General features: G+C 45.8%; 16 protein-coding genes and 1 tRNA gene. 11 read left to right on the top strand and 6 right to left on the bottom strand.

What is annotated here, in order from left to right; genetic code table 11:
* The first annotated feature begins 1 nt into the window (after position 1).
* From HXT24_RS01245 to nagA, 5 genes are all read left to right on the top strand, one after another.
* Complete coding sequence (locus HXT24_RS01245) at positions 2 to 2,026, top strand: dipeptide/oligopeptide/nickel ABC transporter permease/ATP-binding protein (protein WP_020761192.1); 2,025 nt, start codon at positions 2 to 4, stop codon at positions 2,024 to 2,026.
* Complete coding sequence (locus HXT24_RS01240) at positions 2,023 to 2,883, top strand: ABC transporter ATP-binding protein (protein ID WP_004120109.1); 861 nt, start codon at positions 2,023 to 2,025, stop codon at positions 2,881 to 2,883. Before HXT24_RS01245 ends, HXT24_RS01240 begins: the two co-directional genes overlap by 4 nt.
* Before the next feature lie 154 nt (positions 2,884 to 3,037).
* Positions 3,038 to 3,997 (top strand): dihydrodipicolinate synthase family protein, encoded by a 960-nt coding sequence (locus tag HXT24_RS01235; RefSeq protein ID WP_004113922.1) that lies wholly within the window; start codon positions 3,038 to 3,040, stop codon positions 3,995 to 3,997.
* Between the two features lie 171 nt (positions 3,998 to 4,168).
* Positions 4,169 to 4,981, top strand: coding sequence for a glucosamine-6-phosphate deaminase (gene nagB, locus HXT24_RS01230; protein WP_415698795.1), 813 nt, complete (start codon positions 4,169 to 4,171; stop codon positions 4,979 to 4,981).
* 75 nt (positions 4,982 to 5,056) lie between these two features.
* Entirely contained in the window at positions 5,057 to 6,316 is a 1,260-nt protein-coding gene (nagA, locus tag HXT24_RS01225) for an N-acetylglucosamine-6-phosphate deacetylase (RefSeq protein WP_004573583.1), read from the top strand.
* A gap of 512 nt (positions 6,317 to 6,828) precedes the next feature.
* Here nagA and HXT24_RS01220 read toward each other — a convergent pair.
* The 4 genes from HXT24_RS01220 to tgt all read right to left on the bottom strand — a co-directional run bounded on the left by HXT24_RS01220 (position 6,829) and on the right by tgt (position 12,284).
* Positions 6,829 to 7,626, bottom strand: coding sequence for a FadR/GntR family transcriptional regulator (locus HXT24_RS01220; protein ID WP_422119481.1), 798 nt, complete (start codon positions 7,624 to 7,626; stop codon positions 6,829 to 6,831).
* Entirely contained in the window at positions 7,610 to 10,315 is a 2,706-nt protein-coding gene (locus tag HXT24_RS01215; protein ID WP_422119480.1) for an exo-alpha-sialidase, read from the bottom strand. Before HXT24_RS01215 ends, HXT24_RS01220 begins: the two co-directional genes overlap by 17 nt.
* Before the next feature lie 169 nt (positions 10,316 to 10,484).
* Positions 10,485 to 10,567: transfer RNA gene (locus HXT24_RS01210), tRNA-Leu, on the bottom strand.
* A 379-nt stretch (positions 10,568 to 10,946) separates the two neighbouring features.
* Positions 10,947 to 12,284 carry a tRNA guanosine(34) transglycosylase Tgt gene (tgt, locus tag HXT24_RS01205; RefSeq protein ID WP_422119479.1) on the bottom strand — a complete coding sequence of 446 codons (1,338 nt, stop codon included), beginning with the start codon at positions 12,282 to 12,284 and terminating at the stop codon, positions 10,947 to 10,949.
* 341 nt (positions 12,285 to 12,625) lie between these two features.
* Here tgt and HXT24_RS01200 point away from each other — a divergent pair, with 341 nt between their 5' ends.
* Together HXT24_RS01200 and HXT24_RS01195 are read left to right on the top strand one after the other, a co-directional pair.
* Complete coding sequence (locus tag HXT24_RS01200; protein WP_415686417.1) at positions 12,626 to 14,464, top strand: S1C family serine protease; 1,839 nt, start codon at positions 12,626 to 12,628, stop codon at positions 14,462 to 14,464.
* 9 nt (positions 14,465 to 14,473) lie between these two features.
* Positions 14,474 to 15,184, top strand: coding sequence for a nitroreductase family protein (locus HXT24_RS01195; protein ID WP_422119478.1), 711 nt, complete (start codon positions 14,474 to 14,476; stop codon positions 15,182 to 15,184).
* 24 nt (positions 15,185 to 15,208) lie between these two features.
* On the opposite strand, the gene HXT24_RS01190 is transcribed toward HXT24_RS01195, so the two are convergent.
* Complete coding sequence (locus HXT24_RS01190) at positions 15,209 to 16,918, bottom strand: ABC transporter ATP-binding protein (RefSeq protein WP_422119477.1); 1,710 nt, start codon at positions 16,916 to 16,918, stop codon at positions 15,209 to 15,211.
* 32 nt (positions 16,919 to 16,950) lie between these two features.
* Positions 16,951 to 17,946: a 23S rRNA (guanosine(2251)-2'-O)-methyltransferase RlmB gene (gene rlmB, locus HXT24_RS01185; protein WP_174143110.1), complete on the bottom strand. Its 996-nt coding sequence runs from the start codon at positions 17,944 to 17,946 to the stop codon at positions 16,951 to 16,953.
* Between the two features lie 213 nt (positions 17,947 to 18,159).
* Here rlmB and HXT24_RS01180 point away from each other — a divergent pair, with 213 nt between their 5' ends.
* From HXT24_RS01180 to HXT24_RS01165, 4 genes are all read left to right on the top strand, one after another.
* Entirely contained in the window at positions 18,160 to 21,117 is a 2,958-nt protein-coding gene (locus tag HXT24_RS01180; RefSeq protein WP_422119476.1) for a cation-translocating P-type ATPase, read from the top strand.
* Between the two features lie 88 nt (positions 21,118 to 21,205).
* On the top strand, positions 21,206 to 21,787 hold the full coding sequence (gene dcd / locus HXT24_RS01175; protein ID WP_014554278.1) for a dCTP deaminase: 582 nt from the start codon (positions 21,206 to 21,208) through the stop codon (positions 21,785 to 21,787).
* A 323-nt stretch (positions 21,788 to 22,110) separates the two neighbouring features.
* Entirely contained in the window at positions 22,111 to 22,932 is an 822-nt protein-coding gene (locus HXT24_RS01170; RefSeq protein ID WP_019261475.1) for an alpha/beta hydrolase, read from the top strand.
* 35 nt (positions 22,933 to 22,967) lie between these two features.
* Positions 22,968 to 23,399, top strand: coding sequence for a nucleoside deaminase (locus HXT24_RS01165; protein ID WP_422119475.1), 432 nt, complete (start codon positions 22,968 to 22,970; stop codon positions 23,397 to 23,399).
* The last annotated feature ends 201 nt before the right edge of the window (positions 23,400 to 23,600 follow it).

Here is a 23,600-nt window from a genome sequence, read left to right as displayed (position 1 = left end):
CATGCTATTCGGAAAGAATCAGGTAGTAGATGCCGCATCTAAGCCAGGCATCAAATTTAACAGATTTAAAAGCATGAGCTTAGGTTCTAAAATATCGCTTATTGTGATTGCAATACTGGCATTCTGCGCAGTATTCGCGCGATTCCTAGCTCCATGCGACCCAGTAAAGATTACGCAAAACTATCAGCCGCCAACAGGAGCGCACTGGTTTGGCACCGACAACCTTGGTAGAGACGTGTTCTCGCGCGTTATGTACGGCGCTCGCTACTCGCTCGTAATCGGCTTGTCGTCTGTTATCTTTGCTTTGATAATGGGCTCAATAATCGGCGCAATCGCAGCTGTAAGCCGCACTTGGATATCTGAGCTTATAATGCGATTGATTGATATAGTAATGTCAATCCCAGGAATAGCATTAGCGGCTGTGTGCCTTGCAATTCTTGGACAATCCATGATTGGTATCATCATTTCCATTGGTGTGCTTTACGTTCCACAAATCGCAAGAATTGTGCGAGCAAACATAATAAGTGAATATGGAAAAGACTACGTTCGTGCAGTAATCGTTTCTGGCGCTCGCGCACCTTGGATTTTACTCAAGCACGTAACACGTAATATTGCAGCTCCAGTTATGGTGTTCACAACGCTTTCTGTTGCAGACGCAATCGTGTTCGAAGCTTCTCTTAGCTTCATCAACGCTGGTATTCCAGAGCCAACGCCAACATGGGGCAACATTTTGTCTTCTGCTAAAGCAGGCGTTATCTTCGGATACTGGTGGCAGGCATTGTTCCCAGGCTTAGCAATCATGATTACCGTTTTGTGCCTTAACATTCTTTCTGAGGGCATTACGGATGCAATGGTTGCAGCTCCAACCGCTCCAGTGGCTAAGAGTGCTGCAGATGCGGATGCGGCTCGCAAGGAAGATAGGATTCTCACCGACCCAGTGGCAGCTTACAAGGAGCAGCACGACGCTTTGGTTGAGTCTTTGGCAAAGCTTCGCGAGGCTGAGTTAAAGCGCACGGATCGCTTGCAGCCAACGTCTACTGAGCCTCCAGTTATTGAGGTTAAAGACTTGTGCATTCAGTTCCCACGTTACGGCAGCGTAAATGTTGTAGACCACTTGAGCTTCTCTGTTCGTCCAGGCGAAACAATGGGCTTGGTTGGTGAATCTGGTTGCGGTAAGTCAATCACTTCGCTTGCGATTATGGGCTTGCTTGATCCAAAAGCTAAGATTAGCGGACAAATCCTGTTTAATGGCAAGGATCTTGTAAAGCTTAGCCCAAAGGAGCACAATGCTTTGCGCGGTCACGAAATTGCAATGGTTTACCAAGACGCGTTGTCTTCCTTAAACCCATCAATGCTTATTAAAGCGCAGATGAAGCAGCTAACTTCTAGAGGTGGAACTCGTAGCGCCGAAGAGTTGTTGGAGCTTGTAGGCTTGGATCCAAAGCGCACGCTTGAATCCTACCCACATGAGCTTTCTGGTGGTCAGCGTCAGCGCGTGTTGATTGCAATGGCACTTACGCGAGATCCAAAGTTGATAATCGCAGATGAGCCAACAACCGCTTTGGATGTTACTGTTCAAAAGCAAGTAATCGACCTTCTTAACGAATTGCGCGAAAAGCTTGGATTCGCAATGGTGTTTGTAAGCCACGATTTGGCTCTTGTTGCAAAGGTTGCACACTCGATTACCGTAATGTACGCAGGTCAGGTTGTTGAGCAAGGCTCCACCAAGGAGATCCTCACTGATCCGCATCACGAGTACACGCGCGGCTTGCTTGGCTCCGTAACCTCCATTGAGGCTGGCGCTCCAAGATTGCATCAGGTTCCAGGAACTGTTCCAAGCCCATCCGACTTCCCTAAGGGAGATCGATTCGCACCGCGTTCTTCTCATCCAGATCAAGGACTTGATGTGCGCCCAATAATGAAGCGTATTCCAGGAACATGGCACTTCTATGCTGCGCCTCCAGATCCTGAAACGGATGCACCTTCCGCAATTTTGACCAACTCCGATCAAGGAGATGTGCGATGAACATGAATGTTAATGACGCAAACAAAAATCAAAGCGAAAATGGCGATGTTCCAATCATCGAGTTGCGCGACGCCGAAGTGGTGTTCACTACTCGAGCAGGATCTGGCTTATTCCACAAGAACAAGATTACAGCCGTAAACAAGGTGAATCTTAAGCTTATGCCAGGCAAGACGATTGGTATTGTCGGCGAATCTGGTTGCGGAAAGTCTACTACTGCAAACATTATGTGCGGTCTTCAGCAAGTTACAAGCGGCAAGGTTTTGTTTAAAGGTCAAGACGTTACGCATAGAACTGCAAAAGAACGCATGGATATTGGACGCGTGGTTTCCGTTGTGTTCCAGGATCCAGCAATGGCTTTGAATGCGCGCATGAGTGTGATTGACCAGTTGATTGATCCGCTTGTTGTGCACAAGATTGGAAGCAAAGCTGAGCGCGATGCTAGAGCCAAGGAGCTAATCCGAATGGTTGGTTTGCCTCACTCTGTTCTTGGCGCTTTGCCAGGTCAGCTTTCTGGCGGCCAGCGTCAGCGCGTGGCAATCGCTCGTGCTCTTTCGCTTAATCCAGATGCAATAATCGCAGATGAGCCAACTTCCGCTTTGGATGTTTCTGTGCGTGCTCAGATTTTGAATCTTCTTTCCGACTTAAAGAAGAAGCTGAATCTTTCAATGGTGTTTATTAGCCACGATATTCAAACAATTCGATACATATCCGACGAGGTTGTTGTTATGAATCACGGAACAATTGTTGAGCGCGGCGAAACTCACCAGGTGATTAACAATCCGCAAGATGAGTACACAAAGATTTTGATGGGCGCGGCGCCTTCGCTTTTGCATCCAACGGAAGAAGAGTGCAAGTAGCGTGAGCAAGCACTAGTCGCTAGCTTAAATGCGTGGGCGGTCTGTTAAGACCTTGCAGTAAATCCATGCAGGCCGCCTATTAATTCCAAAATCTAAAGTCATAAGTCATAAATCATAAATCATAAATCATAAAAAATACGAAAGAAGTTTAATCATGGCAGAAAAATTCCACGGCGTTATTCCACCAGTAGTTACGCCATTAACGGCAGACGGCGAAGTAGACGTTGTTAGCTTTGAGCGTTCGCTTAACCGAATGATTGAGGCAGGCGTAGACGGCTTGTTTACGCTTGGATCTTCTGGCGAAGTTGCGTTTAGCACAGATAAGCGCCGTCGTGAAATCATTGAAACCGTAATGCGCATTGTTGACGGCCGCGTGCCAGTGTTGGTTGGGTGCATCGATACGGAAACAAACCGCGTTATTGAGCATGCAAAGGAAGCTAAGGAGCTCGGAGCGGCTGCAATCGTTGCAACAGCGCCATTCTACGCACTCGGCGGCATGGCAGAAGTTGAGCGCCACTTCCGTCTTATTCACGAAGCTGTTCCAGATTTGCCACTGTTCGCTTACGATATTCCAGTTTGCGTGCACACAAAGCTTCCAGGTGCTTTGCTTGTAAAGCTTGGTAAAGATGGCGTACTTGCAGGCGTTAAGGATTCTTCCAACGACGACGTTTCGTTCAGGTTCCTTGTAGACGACAACAATAAGGCTGGTCACCCATTGACTTTGCTTACGGGTCAAGAGGTTGTTGTTGACGGCGCATACATGGCTGGCGCAGACGGTTCTGTTCCAGGACTTGCAAACGTTGAGGCCACTGGATACGTGCGCATGTGGAAGGCTGCTCAGGCTGGCGATTGGGCAACGGTTAAGAAGGAGCAGGATTGGCTTGCTGCTTTGATGCGAATCGTTACTGTTCCTAGCGGAGTGGCAGGCTTCGGCGCTGGCGTTGGAGCATTTAAGACCGCAATGGCGTTGCTTGGCGTGTTTGACACAAATCAGATGCCAGATCCAGTTTGCCCACTTAAGGGAGAAAATGTTGAAGCCGTGGCTCGCGTTCTTAAGGAAGTTGGCTTGACTTTGGCAAAGACCCCAGAAGAAGTAAGCGATTCTACTAAGTGAGTATTTTTATCAGATAATTTAAGCAAATAATTTAAACAAAATCGTTTATTCATGGTGCATAGTAAATAAATGGTATTGCGGCGTACGCTTAAACGTATGCCGCAATGCTAATATTTGCTTGGAGTATTTGCAGAATCAAAAATCACCAAAGCTTTAAAGGAGAAGCTAAAGATGGCTGAAGTTATTATTGTAAAAGATCAGGATGAGGCAGGCGAGCTATACGCCGAATCTGTTGTAGATTTGATTAGTCGCAAGCCAGATGCAGTACTAGGGTTGGCAACAGGATCAAGCCCATTAAAAGCCTACGAGCATCTTGCAAAGCTTGTAAAAGACAAGAATGTTGACGTAAGTCGCGTGCGTGGATTTGCGCTTGACGAATACATTGGATTGCCATTAGAGCACGAACAGTCTTACCACAGCACAATTCGCAGAACCGTAACCGATTTAATCGGCCTAAACCCAGATTTAGTGCACGTTCCAGGAGATGTTCTTAATGGAGCGCCATTAAGCGAAGGTGATAAGATTGCGCACGCTGGAGTAGACTACGACGCTGCTATTGCTGCCGCTGGTGGGATTGACGTGCAAATCTTGGGAATCGGCTCCGACGGTCACGTTGGATTCAACGAGCCAGGATCTTCTCTTGCATCTGGTACTCGCGTTAAAACACTAACCGAGCAGACTCGCGTAGACAACCGCAGATTCTTTGACGGTGATATTAACCAAGTTCCAACTCACTGCATAACACAAGGAATTGGAACGATTTTGCGCGCTAAGCATCTTGTTCTTCTTGCGTTTGGTGAAAATAAGGCAGATGCGGTAGCTGCAACAGTAGAAGGTGGAGTAAGCTCGCTATGCCCAGCTTCTGCGCTTCAAATGCATCCTCATGCAACAGTGATTATAGATGAGGCTGCTGCAAGCAAACTTAAGCTTGCTGACTACTATCGTTGGGTGTATGCAAATAAGCCATCTTGGCAGGGGATCTGATACACAAGTCTGAAATTTAAGATAATAAATTTAAGATAATAAGATATCAAATAAGCACAAGCATAGGTGAATGAAATGTCAAAAGATGTGTATTTAGATGCCGTAAAGAAGATTGATGATTCACTAAAATCAAACGAAGAGCGCAATTTTGTAGTGCGCAACGTGAACGTTGTGGATGCTAGAGGAATTGTACCTAATTCGTGGATTTTGGTTAGTGACGGCGTAATTCTAGAGACTGGCATTTTAGACGAAGACCTTGCTTTAGCTATTAGCACTCGCGGCTTAAGCGCATCTGATTTAAGTGTTGTGGATGGGTGTGGCTGTTTTGCTACGCCAGGGTATATTGATCTGCACGCTCATGGAGCCTGGGAGCATTCGTTTGACGATGGTGCTGAAGGTATTGCTATAGCGCGCGCGTATCACATGCTTCATGGAACAACTAGGCAAGTTCTTAGCTTGATTACAAACCCTCTTGACGTAATGCAAGAGAATTTGCGTACTGTTAAGCGTGTTATGCAAACGCGCCCAGATGTGCTTGGGTCGCATTTAGAGGGTCCGTTCTTGGCGTTGTCTAGAAAAGGCGCGCACGACCCTAATTGCCTAGTGGACCCTACTCCCGAGCGCGTTGAGGCGTTGCTCGAGGCAGCGGATGGAACTTTGCGCCAGATTACTTTGGCTCCAGAGCGAGAACACGGCATGGAAGCGATTAAGCGTTTTGTAGAAGCTGGCGTGATCCCAGCAGTGGGGCATTGTGATGCAGATTATAAAACCGCGCGCGCGGCTTTTAATGCTGGCTCTACGCTTATGACTCACATGTTTAACGCCATGAACGGCATTCATCACCGTAAGCCAGGTCCAATCCCTGCAGCCTTGGAAGATTCACGCGTAACTATTGAGCTTATTAACGATGGTTTCCACGTTGAAAACCCAGTTTTGAGAATGGCTTTTGATGCTGCTCCTAATCGCATTGCGTTTGTAACAGATGCTATGGCGGCAACAGGTTGCGCGGATGGTGCTTACAAGCTTGGCGCTCTAGACGTTACGGTTACGGGCGGCCATGCAAGGCTTGTTTCTAATGGTGCTATTGCGGGATCTACCCTGATTTTGGAAGTGGCAGTTGAACGCGCTGTTAAGGAACTTGGCATTGGTTTGCCGGCAGCTATTGCGGCTGCAACTCTTATTCCTGCACGCGCACTTGGAGTAGATAAGCCGAATGCTATAACTAGCGCTCCTTTGGGCTTAGTTGAAAAGGGGTACGCAGCCGATTTGCTTTTGCTTAATCCAGGAACTTTGGCAGTTGAGCACGTTTGGTGCGACGGTCATAAAATTTCGTAACGTAAATCGTATCGTTGCGATTAATCGTGATGCTGTAGTACTCAGGCATCACCATTGAAGATGAAAGAACCGCTCCCTAAACTAGAGCGGTTCTTTCATCTTATGCACACCAAGCTAGGTAGAGATTCGAGATTTTTCGCAGCGAATGAAGCGAACCTCAGCATCTTTGATGGTGATTCGCTGAAGTAGCAAGAAAAATCGAGAATCTCAGCGATTAAGCAATACGCAATTGTTCAAGAATGTAAGAGGGCTGGGTGATTCTTGGTCGAACAGTATAAGAGCGGCAGCCGATACCAAATAATCCAAATGATCAACCACTACAAATAAACTTCAACCCAAAAACGAAATCAAAGCCAAATCGGAACAACCGCAACTCTAGACTACACGTAATAGGCAGAGCGTTGTGAGACAAGAAACACCCAGCCCTCGCGCAACGCTAAATAGGAAAATCGCGCAACACCAAGCTAAGTCACAGCGCTCATGCAAGTCGATTCGTAAGAAAATTATGCGATTTAGTGCTTATGCAGTCTATTAAGCAAAATCGACTGAATTGGCTCGTAATGGTCGTTTACCGCCTGTCTATATCCATCTGCGTCTCCCGCAATGGCCGTTTTTAGCATAAGCTCGTGCGCTCTAGCGGTTTTTTCAAGCTCGTCCGAAACTTCCAATCCCAATTGTGGCAAAACCGCCATATGCACAAGCCACAAGCATCGCACGAATTGCTCTGCAATCGTATTGTTTACCGCGCGCAAAATACCAGTGTGGAAAGCAATGTCTTGTTCCAAGAACGTTTTTCCAGCATGTGCTTCTTTAGTCATTATTTCCGAAAGCGCCTCCAATTCTGGATGCTGCGTTCCTTTAAGTGACTCAACCACCTTATCCGCGCATCCAAGGTCTAGGAATTTTCGCATTTCTACAACATCGCTTAAATCTTCAAAATTCTTATTAATGGATATTAAGGAGCGAAAAGCGAGTGTTTCCACCATTGGATCAAGCGATAATGAGCCAACAAACATGCCTTTTCCTTGCTTAACTTCCACAATATTAAGCGCTTCCAGCTTGCGAATCGCCTCGCGCACCGATGACCTTGATGCACCAATCAAGTTGCAAAGCATTGGTTCTGTTGGCAGCATATCTTTTGGCTGCAAGCGTTCTCTTAATATGAGCGACCTGATTGCATCCATTGTTTCATCGCAGCGTTTTCTAGCTGTGATTGGAGCGGAGTTTGAGTTTGAGCTTGCCTGTAAGAAGGATAAACGATCTAGTGTTGTCATCTCGTCGTCTTCATGGCTGCTAAATGTCTCTTCCATGTTGGCTCCTTTCAGTTCGCGTAAGGCTTCCTTCTTCTAAATCTTTCATTTTTTCACTTGTGTTTATTTTATTTTTTATACAATCTAAGTCTGTATTGTTTAAACTTTTTGCATTGCTTTTAAAATCTATTTGTAAATTATCCTGCTTCCAAAGATTGGAATCTATTGCTGTTATATAAATTCCAGTAGTCTCTCTTTCCCACAGTAGTTGCAAAGTTCGTTTATTGCTAGAGCTAAGGCATTGATAAACGTGGTGGAATGGGTTTATGCACACGCTTTTTGCCCACGTTTTTCCGCCGTCGTAGCTAAATCGCACAACTCCGCGGCCGCGATACGGCATCATTTGGCTTGCGTTTGCAAACGCTATACAGTCTGCGTTGTCTGCATTTTCGCTGTTAAAACAGGTTGCGCTCGGCTGGCTGAATATCTCTGGCAAACTTGTGTCAAAAATTAGCTCGCTCCAAGTTTCTCCGCAATCATGACTAATGGCTTTGCCTACACATCCCGAGCGATTTTGATTGCGGAAGAAAGCCAGAATATCGCCATTTTTGCGCTCAACAAACACGGTTTCGGAGCTTGTTGCATCGTCGTCTTGCATTGTTACAGGATCTACGATTTTTCCGTTGATCGATCGCCCTTCGTTAATCATTTTGCCTCGGCTCCATGTTTTGCCGTCGTCGTCCGAAATAAGTGCTCCCGAAGAATAGTGCGATTTGCTTTGGCCGCTGCAATAGAATGGCACGAGTATTCTGCCGTAATGTTTCTCGTTTTGTCTAATAACTATTCCGTTCCCTGGGCATACTCCAGCGAAGCTCATCCATGGCTCCTTAACCATGTGGTCGATTAAGCGTGGCGCACTCCATGTTTTGCCGTCGTCGTCCGAGTAGATTTGAGCTATATAACACGTTTTTTCGGCAAATAATGGCTGACTTTCGCTTGCAATTTCTTGCGATTTCCATATGTTCCACGTGGAACTGTCGCAAGTTTGATTACTGTGCGAGTTATTGCGTGAGTCATTGTGCGAATCGCTATTTTTTATACTTCCGTCTGGGAAAACTAGCCACTTTGTTGCGCATTCTTTTTCGCTAGAATCGCATGGCAATTTTACGGCCGCGCTTCCATCCATTGCTGCAGAGTAGTGTATGCCAAAGCGATCTTCCAGCTTGATTCTTCCGCACGCGTCCATGCCTACAGAGGTTTTGCAATTTGTTAACCCAATTCCGCTAGGATTAAGGTCTATTAATAAGTTAATTCTTTCGCTTTTTCCCGCTGGATCTAAAATGGGGCAGGAGTCGATTGCGCTCGCGCCCAGTTTTCCAAGGTTTTTGCCAGGCATGTTGATTACGGTTTGCAAAGGACCCCACGTTTTTCCGCCATCTGTGGATCTGCGAATCACAAAGTTTATGTGGTTTGGAGCGTCGTTTGAAACGCTTGTTCGCTGGTCTGCTCCTGCGATTAGCGTTCCCATGTGCGTTTTTACAAGAGACGGTATTCTGTAGCTGCGAGAGCCCGCATATCCCGTGTCGAATAATGCAGTTGTTACAAGTGGCTTTACTCTTGATATTCTTTGGATTTGGCCTTCGGTTAGTGCGCTAAAGTAGATTCCGCCTGTTCTGGCTTCTCCCATTAACCGCACTCCGCGCAAGTCTTCGCCTATACTCACTGCGTTTAATTCTGGTATGTTTGCAAACCAGAATTGTCCTATGTTGTGCGACTGGCTGTATCCGTCTACGTAAATGTCGGTTGCTCCGCGACTTGCGCGAATAATTAAGTCGTGCCATTCGCCGTCGTCAACGCTTGCGGCTGCTTCGATTACGCTTTTTACACACGTTTCGCTGTCGATTAGCGTGATTTTTATGCCTTCTTGTCCTGCGTACACGCTTATTTTTTCGCTAGATTCTAGATTAGTGTTTGCTCCAACAGTTCCAGCAGCAAAAAGAACTCCATGTTGGCCAGGGCCTCGCAATCTAAATTGAATGTGCAAAGTTCCGCTCGCTTTGCAAGATACGCGTTTTATGTCTCTTGCGCAAATCGTAGGTCCTGCAAACCATATGTCTGGCTGTGCTTGAGTGGACGAATTTGCAATTTCTTCTGGATTCGGCAAGTGACTTGAGTGATAAAAATCGTAGATTCGCGAAGATTCTGCCTGCTCTGCACGCACTTCGGCTGCTTTTGCGCTCACTCTTTGCGGCCCAAGATTTGTTGCGCTCGCAAAGCATTGGTATCCGTCTAAATAGAATCGGCTTCCAAAACTTCCGTACGTTATTGCAAAATCGTGTTCGCGTCCGTTGCCTATGTTTACGGCGTCTTCCATGTGTAGCGCAATTTCTTTCGCACCGTTTGCGTCGGCGCTATCTTCTAAAAGATTTTGTGCACTAAGCAGGGGAGCGTCTTCTTTAATACTTATTTTTATTATTGGAGTTGTGTGCTCTTGTTGTGCAGAAGCTTCCGACTTTTGCGCGGGCTTAATATCTAATAAATCACAATCCGAATTTGCTACAAATTTGAATCCTATTATTCCTTCGTTTTGATTTATTCCATCGTTTTTATCTTTGCGATTGAGGCATGATGCGTTTTCGCTAGATGGCGTAATTTTTATTGTGGCATGGCTGAATCGCGTCTGCTTCGAACCCTCGATATACGCGATATCTTCAATAAGGCTCGTCGTCTTCGTTGAACGGCGTTCCATTTTTAGTCCTCCATGACCAGAAAATTAAAACCACTATGTTTTAACACGTCTGACGTCTTACGACATCTACTTATTTAGTCTATCACATATTTTTAAGCAAACGCGCAACTGTTGTAAGATGATGTCACAAAATAAAAAAGAACGTTGAAAAATCAACGTTCTTAAAGAGTGCGAACGGCGGGACTTGAACCCGCACGAGTATACACTCACTGCCACCTGAAGACAGCGCGTCTACCATTCCGCCACGTTCGCATACAGACCACAAAACTACCATATTTGCAGTCGTTTAGCAAATATACACCTAGTGTGTTGGCGCAAATTATACGCAATCGATTAGATAGCGCTGCCAAGTAATGTAGAGATTCGAGATTTTTCGCACTGAATGAGATGTATCGCTCGCGCGGATTAGCCGCGCTCACGCCTTCGCTTGCGTTGAAAGCACACTGTGCTTTCAACCTTAAGCAAGCTCAGTGAATCGAAGTGCATTCGCACGCTACGCTATTCCTCACGGCTATTAGTAGCCGTTCGGCTGATTTGGCGCATAAAGTCCACTGGACTTTATGCCTTAAGCCAAATCACGCTTTGAAGGAGCTTGAAATGCGTTATGCAATTTCAAGCTCAGTCAAAGCGCTCATGCAAGTCGATTCGCGCGCGACCCATTTTCGTAGTAGTGCGCAAGCGACTCGTCGCGGAAGTCTTCAAAATATCCGCCGTCAATCGATTCACGAATATCGTCTAGAAGTTTAACAAAAAATCGCTCGTTGTGAATCGTAGCAAGCGTGTATCCGTTCATCTCTTTAGCGCGCAGCAAATGGCTAACATACATGCGCGAATAATGCGTGCAAGTGTAGCAATCGCATACAGCTTCAAGCGGACCCTGATCGTGCTTAAATTCGGCGCGCTTTACGTTGTAGCGTCCGTGGCGAGTAAAAATCGCGCCGTTTCTGCCGCATCGCGCAGGCGCCACGCAATCAAACGTATCGCCGCCGTTTTCTACGCAAGCAAAAATGTCGTCTACAGCAGCAATTCCAAGCACATGTCGAGGGCGATTTTCTGGCATAGCATCGCAAATCCAAGCGCAAGTGTCTCCAATAATGCGCTTTTCAATTGCTCCACCAATTCCGACGCCATCAAAGTCGAGCGAAGCAATCTGCTCTGCCGCGTGCCTACGCAAATCCTCGTAATTCGCTCCCTGAACTACTCCATACAGCGCCTGATATGGCTTTCCTAATCGCGCCTCGGTTAGTCGCTTGTGTTCGGCAACACAACGCTTAGCCCATCGGAATGTGCGCTCAACGGATTCCTCCTGGTAGCGGCGAGTGTTCATAAGAGTTGTAAGCTCATCGAAAGCAAACATAATATCTGCGCCAAGCTTGTGTTGAATACCCATCGAGATTTCTGCGCTAAATCGGTGAATTGAGCCGTTTAGAGGGGACTTAAACGTTACGCCATCCTCGTCAACGAATGCCATGCGCTCTTTACCTTCTGCAATAACATCGTCGGACTTCATGCCTGTAACGTCCATTGCAAGAGTTTTCTTAAAACCAGCGCCAAGCGAAAGCACTTGGAATCCGCCAGAATCCGTAAAAGTTGGGCCATCCCAATTCATAAACTTTGCAAGACCGCCAGCTTCGTCTAAAATGTCTTCACCAGGGCGCTCATATAAGTGGAATGCGTTAGAAAGCATGCATTGGCCGCCCAAGTCTTTTATTGACTCTGGCAGCACGGCCTTCATTGCCGCTTGAGTTGCAACAGGCACAAAAGCAGGCGTATGAATATCCCCGTGAGGCGTGCGAATCACGCCTGTACGCCCGTATCTAGCTCCATCTTTTCCCTTGCCGTCCGCCGTATTTTCCAAACGCGTTTTTGTTGTAAACGAGAATTCTCTGCGATCTCCAGGCTTACCAGGCTCTGCTCCGCGTGGGTGTTCAATAAGATTAGTCATACCTTTTACTCTATTAGAAGGCATGACGATACGCGCATAAGTTGTGGCATTGTACGCGGAAAAGTCGTAAGCAACCGTTCGTTAAATTTTACGTGTTTATGTATTTTCTATAAAAACCGCTAGCTAATTTTACGGTATTCATACGGTAACTATATGGTATTTATACGGCATTATATGGCTAAATATTCAGGTAATTTTAAGAGCAAAACGTTTAACTCATATTGTAAGAAAATTAAATCTTAGATTTTAACTTACGCTTTATTTGCGTGTAGAAAGATTAAAGCGCGTAAAAATCTCATATTAACTTGTATGAATGCGTGTAATCAGATTAGAGTATGTTGTGTTAAAAGATTTAAGGAGGATTAATGGCTGACGATATTTATGATTCTAAGGCCTATGATTCTAGTGAAGTGCAATCTGAGCAGTCTTCACAAGGACAGTCACAGACGGAGGAGACTAAGCAGACTGGTCAGGGTGAACCTCAGATTTATCGTCCTGCTCCGGAATATGGTGCATATGGTCCTGTTAATACTGGCGACGGAAGTGATGAAAATAATTCTGCAAACTCTTCGGTTGCTGGCGACTCTACTGCTAATGATGGTGAAGAATCGCCAAGAAACACAGTTAACGGAGATTATGCGCGTTCGGATGACAATTTGGATAATCCATTCTTGCCTTATAGTGATCCCTATAGCGGCAATATTAAAAATTCTAGATTTGGGAATCCTTATGATTTGAGTGATGATGCTGCTGATGGCGATGCTGGCGATGGCGATGCTGGCGATAATCAGGATGATGCAGTTCATGGCGAAGTACAGGTCATAAATCAAGGTTCAAATCAGAATCCAAATCAGGGTCCACATGTAGTGTACAAAAAGCGTGGCGCTAGAAAAGAGTCCAGAGAAAACTCAAATATAACAGTGGCGATTGTATCGTCAATTATTTCTGCAGTGGTATGCGTTGTTGTAATGTCATTCGCTATTACTCAAGGACTAATTTCTATTCCAGGTTCGGGAACGCTTGCAGATGTAGGCACACAATCATCTTCAAAAGGAACAGCAGTAGTAAAAGGTGGTCAATCTCCAGATTGGCGTTCGGTTGCTAAAAACGTTTCTGGCGGCGTTGTGTCTATTCAGGCGCGCAATGACAAGAATATGAGCAAAGGCTCTGGGGCAATAATCGACAAGCAAGGTCATGTTGTTACAAACAATCACGTTATTGCTGGAATGCAACAGTTGCAAGTAACGCTATCTAATGGCCAGATTTACAAGGCAAAGCTTGTTGGAACCGATAAAACTACCGATTTGGCTGTGCTTAAAGTAGACGGTTTACCAAGTAACGTAAAGCCAGTTGAATTTGCTAATTCTGATGCGCTTGCTGTTGGAGAACCTGTGATGGCAATTGGAAATCCTCTTGGTTACGACGATACTGCTACAACAGGCATTGTTTCCGCGCTTAATCGCCCAGTTTCCGTTATGGATGATCAAAGTCGTTCGGAAATCGTAACAAATGCTGTGCAAATTGACGCTGCAATCAATCCTGGTAATTCTGGCGGACCAACTTTTGATGCTGCTGGAAAAGTAATCGGTATTAATTCTTCTATTGCCGCAACTTCTGCTAGAGGCGGCACAGCAGGGTCTATTGGAATTGGATTTGCTATTCCATCCAATCTTGTTAAGCGCGTAGTAAACGAGATTATTAAGAATGGCTCTGTAAAACACGTTGCTCTTGGAATTATGGTTAAAAGCGTGAACGTAACGCAAAATAACATTACGCGCGGCGGCGCTCAAGTGGCGTCTGTAACTCCTGGCGCTCCTGCAGCAAAAGGCGGAATGCGTGCTGGAGATACAATCGTGGCGTTTAATGGAAAGCCTGTGACAAGCAATTATTCGCTTTTGGGATTTGTGCGCGCTACCGCTTTGGGAGATAAGGCAACAATAACAGTTGTTCGTGGTAACGGAACTGTCAATCTAACAGTCAAGTTTAACCAAGAAGAAGCTGCTGTTAATGGCGCAACTCGTCAAGACCCTCGATCCTTGAGGAAGCGCGGAAGTAAAAAGCCTGATTCTTCCGATAAGAAGAGCCAGAACAACAATGGAGGCGATTCTTCAGATGGAGATGATGATCCTTTGGATCAGCTCCCTCGAGGCGGAGACGACGATTCCGACGATGGTGGCATTTTTGACCCATTCGGTTTCTGGTAAACTGATAGTATGACTTACAAAGATTTTGGCCAACTTGCATTGGAGCGGTTTTCTGCACGCGACTTTTTGAATAAGCCGATTGAGCAAAACGTTTTAGAGTCAATATTGCACACTGCTTCTCTTGCGCCAAGCTGGAGCAACACAAGAGCTTACGCGCTTGCGATTGCGCAAGGTGGCAAAAAAGATCGCATTGTAAAAGCTTATTTAGATAAGTGCAATGCAATGCTTAAAGCCAAAGATAAGAGTTTGAGCGAATCTGAGCGCGCTCAGTTTGCTCAAGAGTCAGCGCCTAATGGCGACGTTCCTGTTGCAAAGCCGTACCCCGACGATCTAAAACAGCGAAGCGCTAAACTCGGTCTAGCGTTATATTCGCATTTAGGAATCGAAAGGCACGATTTTGCAGCCAGGAACGCCCATACGCGCAGAAATTTCGAAGCTTTTGGAGCACCCGTTATTGGCTTTGTTTTAGCTAGACGCGACTTTATGCCATTTGCTGCGATGGATGCAGGTCTTATGCTACAAACGCTGTTTCTTGCTGCTAAAGATTTAGGCGTTGACTCTTGTCCGCTTGGAGTTTTGGCGACCTGGCGAGATCCGCTAGACGTGGAGTTTGACGTTCCAGAAAACATGGAGCTTTTAACTGGATTTGCGCTTGGGTATGCTAGCGATTCGCACACAAACGAGTTTAGAGCAGAGCATCCAAAGATTGAGCTGCTTTAGTGATTGCGAAACAATCGTTTTTGCTTATTTTATATGCGCTTTGCGCTCGTAAATAGTAGACGTGCTTTCATAAACCCAAGCTTTCCAAGACGTTTTAACGTTGGAAACAGCGTGCGCATTGTAATGCGAAATGTTGTAGTTTAAAGCCAAGAAGTAGTACCACGGCTGGCTGGATTCGCTAACAAAAAATTCTGGCTCGCCCTTTGCAGCACAATCCGTCAACTCTTGTGCTTGCTGGCTTGCAGTAGGGCTTTCATTCGTTATAAAAGTCTTGTTTTCGTAAGCGCAATCTATAAGATTTTTAGAAAAATAAGGGTTTGCGCCTATTAAAAGCCACGAATATTGGTGAGTGTCGTTTTCTTCGTGAGAAATAACTTTTCCACTTTCGTCAACCTGCTCGTCGTTATGGAGCCAAGATGCTACAAAACGCTTATTTTGCAAGTGATTACTAGATATGTATTGTGCTACAGATCTAGAAGGCGAATAGTCAAACAGAATGTCGTTTACGCAAGCAAACGCGTTCCAAATTAGGCTTGGTGCAAGGATTATTGATATTAGTAGGTTGATTTTAAAAGCTTTGTTTTTTATAAATCTGAATTTAGTAGGGGCGACTTTAACAAAAATCGCAGGAATATCTTTTGTACTAAGCGGCTCTTTTATGTGACTAATCCAAAGCACACTAAGCAAAAACACAAATATTAGACCTGCGTGGTGAAGCGTAAAATAGCGAACAGCTACGATTGTAAGGACAAGATAAGGGATTACAAGAGCTGTAAGGAGTTTTCTGCGCTTGGCGATTCTAATGGCAAACGCCCAAATCGCAAGGCTAAACAGCGTGCATATTGCAATTGGCAAAAAGTCAAAAGGCATTCTTCGCATTGAAATATCGCCATAAAAGCTTGTAAACATGCTTTCGGAAGGCATTACGAATATAAAAGCGAAGCATTTTGCAATTGTTGAATTGCCATCAATCGTTGCGCGAGTGGCGAATGCGTTTTTTGCTGGCCATGCAAGAGCAAGGTTTGCAGCGCCAAAAATGGCGATTAATCCCCAAGATATAAGTCGCGCCAAATTTGATGCGATTGTTGCTTTAATCGCGTGAAGAATGGAGCTAAAATTAAGAGTTTTGTTAATATTCTTGCTAAAAACTCGCCAAATCCAAGCAATTGTAAAGCCTGCAGCAAATGCAATCCCATACACGCTAAGCAAGCACATAAACATAAGACTAATCGCAAGTTTCCAAGCGCTAGAAGTTTTAGAATCCGCACTATTCCAATAATGTGCCGCTACTAGCAAGCTTAAGCAAAGCAAAGCGTATGGTCGCGATGTAACACCGTATTGGAAGCAAGCAAAATAAGTAAACGGAATAAGAAAAGTTGCAAGGCTGCTTGCGCTTTTAAAAGGCGACTTAAAAATAAGCCACGCACCCAGTAGGCTTGCGCAAACCAGTTGAATGCCCTTAATTCCAAACTCGTATGGAACGCCATTTTTGGCTGCAATCGCAAGCAAAAGATTCCAAAAAGGAGGGTGACCCTCGTAATGGGGTCTAACGCTAATAATGTCTGTAAGCGACGAATCGCGCGCAATCAGCCAGCTTTGAGCTTCGTCAAACCAAGGTTCGTGGAAACACATTACGATTGCAATAATCGCAATGTATAAAACAAAAGCTAATAATAAAGCCAATGTGCGCGCGTTATGTGAATCTTGTAAATTGCGTGGCTTAAAAATCCGCATGAGTGTTAACTCTTAATTCGCAATGCTAATTACTAATTTTGATTTAAAGCGGCAAGCCTACGCGCATTAGCAACAGCATACAAGCTGATTCCAGCTGCAACGGATGCGTTAAGCGATTCGACAGCGCTAGAAATTGGGATTCCAGCAATAGCATCGCAAGCTTCACGCGTTAGGCGACTCATGCCCTTGCCTTCGCTTCCAAGAACTACAACAAGCGGATCGGTTTCAAAACCAGTTTCGCCAACAAGCTTGTCGCCGCCACCGTCAAGACCAATCGCATACCATCCGCGCTCGCGCAAACCTTGAATCGCCTTGTTTAAATTCACAACTCTAGCAACAGGCAAATGTGCTGCAGCGCCCGCAGAAACCTTCCAAGCGGCAGCTGTAACAGATGCGCTCCTGCGCTCTGGCAAAATTACGCCATTTGCGCCAAAAGCGGCTGCGGATCGGATAACAGCACCAAGATTTTGTGGATCGGTAACTCCGTCTAGCGCTATAAACAATGGGCGCGCGTTAATGCGAGCGGATGCAGAATCCGCTGCTTCCATAGCGCGAGACTTCTTTTCTGCGCGATCAACAAGCTCTTGCAGCGAATAATATTGATAAGGCTGCACCTTTAATATAATGCCTTGATGATTGGTGCTGTGAGCAATGCGATCCATCTCCAGGCGATCCGCTTCCAAAAGTCGCAAGCCTTGCATGCCAGCAAGCTTAACGATTTCGCGCGTGCGATCGTCATGCTCAATGCGATTTGCAACATAAAGCTGCGTGCTAGGAACGCCTACGCGCAAAGCTTCAAGAGCTGCATTTCGCCCAATTACCAACTCGTCGCTATCTGTGCCCAACTTATCTACTCTTCGTCTAGCTGCCAAACGCGGATCTGCAAACGTGCGCTTAATCGCAGCCTTTTTAGCGAAATAAGCCTTATGATACACGCGGTCCTCTGCTTTAGGAGTAGGTCCCTTGCCGCGCAATGCATTACGATGTTTTCCACCCGACCCCTTGGTCGGTCCTTTTTTCATAGCCATATTCCTATTTTCACATGCCCCCGAGGCATTGACGATGCTTTGGCGCTGCATTAGCGAGGCATTAGTATTTGGCGCTTTATGTGGCATAATAGAACGGTACTTAATTATTGTTATTGCAATAATCCACAACCGCGCAATAATCAAGATTTTGAGTCAACTTTGCGTAAAAATTTTGATTATTGACTACTCCGCGGCGCTCCCAAGGGGGAAAATATGGTTGATCAAAGCGATCAATCCAAAGATCCGTCATTACAAGACGTGCAAAATGTTGCAAATTCGCTTAATGTAAACGTTTCTACGGGTTTAAGTAGTGATGAGGCGGCTAAAAGGCTCGCGCAATTTGGCTCGAACGTTTTAGCTAGCGCTCCTAAAACACCAGCGTGGAAGAGGTTCCTCGAACAGTTTAAAGATCCGCTTGTTTACTTGCTTATAGCGGCTACTATTATTTCCGCAATCGCATGGTTTGTTGAGCGCGCACAACATGGTGGTGAAAGTGGCGGCGAAGTTCTGCCGTTTGACTCAATAGTTATAATCGTGATTCTTATAGCAAACGCAGTTTTGGGCTATATTCAAGAGTCGCGTGCGCAAGAAGCGGTTGAGGCGCTGGCAAAAATGAGCGCTCCGCAAACGTCTGTTCTTAGAGATGGGCGAGTTATGCGCATAGATACGGCAGATGTTGTGCCTGGAGATATTTTGGTTCTTGGCGAAGGCGATGCTGTTTCTGCAGATGCAAGGCTTATTGCAGCCGCTTCTTTGCGCGTTGCGGAAGCAAGCCTTACGGGAGAATCTGTTGCTGTTAGCAAGCGTCCAGAAACTCTAGCTTCGCCAAAATCTTTGGCAGACCGCACAAACATGGTGTTTAATGGCACTGCCGTAACGCAGGGTACTGGTCGCGCAATCGTCACGTCTACTGGCATGAAAACTCAGGTTGGAAAAATCGCGGATATGCTTTCTAGTGCGCAAGAAGAAGCCACTCCTCTCGAGAAGGAGATGGTTCGCGTATCTAAGGTTCTTGGAATCGCAGTGTGTATTATTGCAGCCGTTGTGCTTGCGTCTATGTGGGCGCTTGAAGGGTTCCGCACTATTGAAGATGTTATAGATTCTTTGCTTCTTTCGGTATCTCTTGCTGTTGCTGCTGTTCCAGAAGGCTTGGCTGCTATTTTAACGGTTGTTCTTGCGCTTGGCGTGCAGCGCATGGTAAAGCATCATGCTGTTGTTAAAAAGCTTTCGTCTGTAGAAACGCTTGGCTCCGCATCTGTTATTTGCTCCGACAAAACGGGTACTTTAACTCGAAACGAGATGACTGTTGAGCGTGTTATAACGCCTAGTGGCCAGGTGCAGCTTACGGGTAGCGGATATAAGCCAGAGGGACGAATGGTTTTGCTTGATTCTTTAGATGCGGATTTGGCGGTTCCTCCAGCTCTAGCAACAGAGGTGATTGGCGCGCTCGGATCTGGGTATTTAGCAAACGATGGCGATTTGCACCATAATGAATCGTCTGACGCATGGCAGCCAGTTGGCGATCCTACCGAGGTTTCGCTTATTGTTGCGGCGCGCAAAACCAAGGCGGACAAGCGTTATGCGCATCTTAGTCGCGTTGCGGAAGTGCCGTTTACTTCTGAGCGCAAACGCATGTCTGTTGTTGTTAAAGACGGGTCGGATTCTGGAAATCTTATTGTTTGCGCTAAAGGCGCTCCAGATGTTTTGCTTTCTTATTGCACGCGAATCGCAGTTGCTGGCGCTGTTCGTCCTCTTACAGACGGAGATCGCGAAGAAATTCTTGCAAACGTGGAAAAGCTATCTGGAGAAGCGTATCGCACTCTTGCAATGGCGTATAGGCCGCTTGGCGTAGATAGTTTAGCTAAAGTTGACGGCATGGTTTCTAACGCTGCCGGCCAAATCGCAGACGTTGCTGAACAAAGTGATGTTTTGGAGTCTGATTTGATTTGGAACGGCATGGTTGCGATTATTGATCCTCCTAGAATCGAAGTTCGAGATAGCGTTGCTCAAGCACATCGTGCTGGAATCCGAACTGTTATGATTACTGGCGATCATCCGCTTACTGCTGCTCGAATCGCTCGCGACCTTGGCATTATCGGAAAAGATGAGCATGCGCTTACTGGCGATGAGCTTGACGAGTTGCTTTCGCGCAACGACGATAATATTGCTTTTGATGAAGCTATAAGTAAAACTAGCGTGTACGCGCGCGTTGCTCCAGAACACAAGCTTGCGATTGTTTCCTCGCTTCAAAGGCAAGGCAATATTGTTGCTATGACTGGTGATGGCGTAAACGATGCTCCTGCTGTAAAGTCGGCAGATATTGGTGTTGCAATGGGCATTACGGGTACGGAAGTCACAAAGGAATCTGCCAAGATGATTTTGGCTGACGATAACTTCTCTACAATTGTTGCAGCCGTGCGTGAAGGTCGCGGAATTTTCGACAATATTCGTAAATTCTTGCGATACTTGCTTAGCTCCAACGTTGGCGAAGTGTTTACCGTTTTTGGTGGCGTAGTGTTTGCTGGCGCTTTGGGAATTACGCAGCCAAATTCTGTTGGCGTAACTTTGCCTTTGCTGGCAACTCAGCTTTTGTGGATTAATCTGCTTACGGACGCGGCTCCTGCGCTCGCAATGGGTGTTGATCCGCAAACTGACGATGTTATGAATAGGAAGCCGCGAAGACTTACAGATAGCGTTATCGATAAGCCAATGTGGGGAGACATTGTGTTTATTGGTGTGATCATGGCAGCTATAACGCTGATTGGCATGGATATGCATTTGGCTGGCGGATTGTTTACAGACCGCTCCACAACTGTTTTAACTCATGCAGCTCAAATGACTCACGCGCGCACAATGGGCTTCACTATTCTTGTGTTTGCGCAAATGCTTAATGCTTTGGCTTCTCGCTCTCATTTGCAAAGCGTGTTTGTTGGCTTGTTTGCAAATCGTTGGCTTTGGGGCGCAATCGCAGTTTCTGTAGTGTTGCAGCTTGCTGTAATTTATATACCATTCCTTAATGGTCCGTTTGGCACAGTTCCACTCGACTTTATGGAGTGGGTTGAATGCCTTGGGCTTTCAATGGTTGTGCTTATTGCTTCGGAGCTAAGAAAGTGCGTTTTGCGATTTATTGCTAAGCGCAAAGCTGCTTCCTCTGCTGCGATTTCTGCCTAATATTTTCGACTGCGGCACGCGCTACACTTGGCGTATCAGTGTTTAAGTGTTTGTTTTACGAAGTTTTATCGCAAGGAGATTTGACGTTATGCTGTTGTCTGATCGCGACATCCTCAAAGCTCATGACGAGGGTCATATTGATTTGACCCCATGGACCCCACAAATGGTGCAGCCTGCGTCGATTGATGTGCGGCTCGACCGATTCTTCCGATTGTTCAATAATCACGCTTACACCTACGTGGATCCTGCAGAAAATCAGGGGGAGTTGACTGAGCAGTTTGCGGTTGCCCCTGATGAACCTTGGATTTTGCATCCTGGCGAGTTTGCGCTTGGATCCACTTGGGAGTATGTGAAGTTGGATTCCACAATTGCTGCGCGCTTAGAAGGCAAAAGTTCGCTTGGCCGTCTTGGAATTTTAACTCATTCCACGGCTGGCTTTATTGACCCAGGTTTTGAAGGCCACATTACTTTGGAGCTTTCAAATGTTAGTACTTTGCCAGTTAAATTGTGGCCAGGCATGAAGATTGGCCAGATGTGCTTCTTCAAGCTGAGTTCTCCTTGCGAAAATCCTTACGGGTCTTCTGTTAATGGATCTCACTATCAAGGTCAGCGTGGTCCAACACCATCTAGGTCTTATGAGAACTTCTATCGCGCGAATTTGGAAGATTAAATTTATAAGATTAGAGTTGAAAATCTAGATTTGAAAGTCTAAATTTGTAAGATTAGCAACTAATATCAAGAAAAATCAGGGGAAAAGTAGTAAACTTTCAGGAACTTATCAGCTAACGTACTAGCAGCACTAAGGATTATGTGTTTTCATAATATTAGTGAAAAACTTAAAAAGTAATTCACGAAAGCTTATTCATATTTTTTCCTTTAATTTAAACCCCGACTTAAACGGTCGGGGTTAAATTTTTATGTAGCGTTTACGCTTAGCGCAGTGTTCGGGTTACAAGGGTTATAAATGCCAAAGCTGTGCCGTATGCTGTAGATATGACTAATCATAACGGTGTGATCTCAGATGAGTTCGACAACGGCGAGTTTGACAATAACGACAATAATGGTGATTTTGGCAGCGAAGACAGTGCTGCAAGCGCTTCAAATGGTCTCCATGCTGGTCGCGAATCTAGCGTTGTTCCAGGACGTTTCGGCGAAGATTTGCATGTAAGCGCTGCTAAGTATTCTCGCGGAGAAGCGTCGGCTTACGCTACAAGACCTCTTCTTTTGCTTCTGCACGGGTGGGGTTCCAATGAGGATGATTTGCTTGATTTGCTGCGCGTTGTTGCCCCTTATAATGATGCGATTTCTTTGCGCGCTCCGCTTCGATTAGATCAAGGCGCTTACAGCTGGTTCCATGATGCTGTTCCTCAGGGAGATGACTTAGATCGAGATATGTATGCTGCAGCTGCTGCAATTGACGAGTGGGTTGCTGCGAACGTTCCTGAAGATCGCGCTGTTGTGCCATTTGGTTTTTCGCAGGGTGCGGCTCTTGCTGTTCATATTCTCAGGCTTAACCCTGAACGTTATCGTGCAGCTGTTGCGCTTTCTGGCTTTGTAGCTCCTAATATTGCCAAGGATATTTCTCTTAATGATGATGTTCTTGCTGATCTTAATACGCCTGTTTTCTTTGGTTATGGTTTGGATGATGCTGTTATTGCTCCTTACGAGTTTTCGGCGGCTGCAGCTTGGCTTGAGGAACATACGTGGTTGGAAGAGAAGCGTTACCGCGGACTTGATCATGCCGTTCATATGGAAGAACTTGGCGATATTCGCTCTTGGTTTGCTTTGCACAATATTTCTTCGGGGCTAATGTGACTTTCAATGCGTGCGGCTATGGCTATACGTCGCTCATGCAAGAGGCATTGCGACTAGCTAAGTCTGCTCAAGCTTGCGGAGAAGTTCCAGTTGGCGCTGTTGTTGTAGACGGCTCTGGGGTGATTATTGGGCGCGGCTCTAATCTTCGCGAGCGAGACGCGGATCCTCTTTCTCATGCAGAAATTCTTGCGATTAGGCAGGCGGCAGCATCTTGCAAGTCTTGGAATCTTAGTGATTGCACGCTTGTTGTTACTTTGGAGCCTTGCCCTATGTGCGCTGGGGCGATTTTACAAACACATATAAAGCGTGTTGTTTTTGGCGCATGGGATTCAAAACTTGGCGCATGTGGATCTGTTTGGGATATTTTGCGAGATCCTCATGTTGGCTCGCATCCGCAAGTTTTTGGTTCTGTTTGTGAATCGGAGTGCGTGCAATTATTGCGTAATTTTTTCGAAAATCATAGATAAAACTGAATAATTTTTTAATTAGAAACGCCGCAAAGATGTAATTAGAAAAATTTTGACATTCTCAAAAAACTGTGTAATATGCTATAAAAACCAAAAAGCAGTTGGCTGATTTTAGTCACTACAATCAGCCTTACTGCTTTTTACTATATTTACAGTCGCTTCGACGAATTTCCATGTATGTATGAATTTCGCCTAAGTACA

It is taken from the genome of Gardnerella sp. DNF00354, assembly GCF_049262755.1.
Classification (GTDB): domain Bacteria; phylum Actinomycetota; class Actinomycetes; order Actinomycetales; family Bifidobacteriaceae; genus Bifidobacterium; species Bifidobacterium vaginale.
This window is presented reverse-complemented; position numbering and strand designations above follow the sequence as displayed.

What these genes read in the sequence shown, in the direction of transcription:
- HXT24_RS01245 (WP_020761192.1), top strand. Translation starts at nt 2, where the DNA reads ATGCTATTCGGAAAGAATCAGGTAGTAGATGCCGCATCTAAGCCAGGC.
- HXT24_RS01240 (WP_004120109.1), top strand. Translation starts at nt 2,023, where the DNA reads ATGAACATGAATGTTAATGACGCAAACAAAAATCAAAGCGAAAATGGC.
- HXT24_RS01235 (WP_004113922.1), top strand. Translation starts at nt 3,038, where the DNA reads ATGGCAGAAAAATTCCACGGCGTTATTCCACCAGTAGTTACGCCATTA.
- nagB (WP_415698795.1), top strand. Translation starts at nt 4,169, where the DNA reads ATGGCTGAAGTTATTATTGTAAAAGATCAGGATGAGGCAGGCGAGCTA.
- nagA (WP_004573583.1), top strand. Translation starts at nt 5,057, where the DNA reads ATGTCAAAAGATGTGTATTTAGATGCCGTAAAGAAGATTGATGATTCA.
- HXT24_RS01220 (WP_422119481.1), bottom strand. Translation starts at nt 7,626, where the DNA reads ATGGAAGAGACATTTAGCAGCCATGAAGACGACGAGATGACAACACTA.
- HXT24_RS01215 (WP_422119480.1), bottom strand. Translation starts at nt 10,315, where the DNA reads ATGGAACGCCGTTCAACGAAGACGACGAGCCTTATTGAAGATATCGCG.
- tgt (WP_422119479.1), bottom strand. Translation starts at nt 12,284, where the DNA reads ATGCCTTCTAATAGAGTAAAAGGTATGACTAATCTTATTGAACACCCA.
- HXT24_RS01200 (WP_415686417.1), top strand. Translation starts at nt 12,626, where the DNA reads ATGGCTGACGATATTTATGATTCTAAGGCCTATGATTCTAGTGAAGTG.
- HXT24_RS01195 (WP_422119478.1), top strand. Translation starts at nt 14,474, where the DNA reads ATGACTTACAAAGATTTTGGCCAACTTGCATTGGAGCGGTTTTCTGCA.
- HXT24_RS01190 (WP_422119477.1), bottom strand. Translation starts at nt 16,918, where the DNA reads ATGCGGATTTTTAAGCCACGCAATTTACAAGATTCACATAACGCGCGC.
- rlmB (WP_174143110.1), bottom strand. Translation starts at nt 17,946, where the DNA reads ATGGCTATGAAAAAAGGACCGACCAAGGGGTCGGGTGGAAAACATCGT.
- HXT24_RS01180 (WP_422119476.1), top strand. Translation starts at nt 18,160, where the DNA reads ATGGTTGATCAAAGCGATCAATCCAAAGATCCGTCATTACAAGACGTG.
- dcd (WP_014554278.1), top strand. Translation starts at nt 21,206, where the DNA reads ATGCTGTTGTCTGATCGCGACATCCTCAAAGCTCATGACGAGGGTCAT.
- HXT24_RS01170 (WP_019261475.1), top strand. Translation starts at nt 22,111, where the DNA reads ATGACTAATCATAACGGTGTGATCTCAGATGAGTTCGACAACGGCGAG.
- HXT24_RS01165 (WP_422119475.1), top strand. Translation starts at nt 22,968, where the DNA reads ATGCAAGAGGCATTGCGACTAGCTAAGTCTGCTCAAGCTTGCGGAGAA.